This is a genomic window from Desulfobulbaceae bacterium, from assembly GCA_015231515.1.
GTDB lineage: Bacteria > Desulfobacterota > Desulfobulbia > Desulfobulbales > VMSU01 > JADGBM01.
The window spans coordinates 1-450 of record JADGBM010000198.1; the positions used below are offsets into that span (position 1 = coordinate 1).

Genomic DNA, 450 nt, shown 5'->3' on the forward strand with positions numbered 1-450 from the left:
GATGAGTATAACCAGAGTCTGAGTGAAAGAAGAGCAACTTCTGTAAGGCAATACCTTATTAACGAAGGCATAATTACACCGGACAGACTTACAAAAATCGGCTATGGGGAAGAAAATCCAGCAATGTACGAACCATTACCTAAAGAGATATATTCACCAGAAGCAAAGGCAAACATGAGAGTTCTTTTTGAAATTATCGTAAGATAGAACGATCGGATTAAGGGTGGACAGGAGAGATATTGTACATCTTTCCTGACACTTGATTTTTAAGCAACAATGTAAAACCTGCAACGGTTCATATTAGTGTATGATTATATACGACCTTTTAAGCAAGGAGAAAAAGTTCCATGAATAGAGCATATTTTATCGGGCATTTTTTTACAGGACTTCTTCTGGTTGCTTTTATTGCCGGCTGTTCATGAACAAATAATCGGACAAGCACCGGAGAAT

Annotated in this window: 1 protein-coding gene and 1 pseudogene (1 of these 2 only partly in view); both read left to right on the top strand. The window is 37.6% G+C overall.

Annotated features, from left to right (window positions below; genetic code table 11):
• Positions 1-207, top strand: a 207-nt coding sequence (locus tag HQK80_16115; protein ID MBF0223717.1) for an OmpA family protein, incomplete at its 5' end; no start/stop codon positions are given.
• 140 nt (positions 208-347) lie between these two features.
• Positions 348-450, top strand: a pseudogene (locus HQK80_16120) (BON domain-containing protein); it runs 250 nt beyond the window's last position.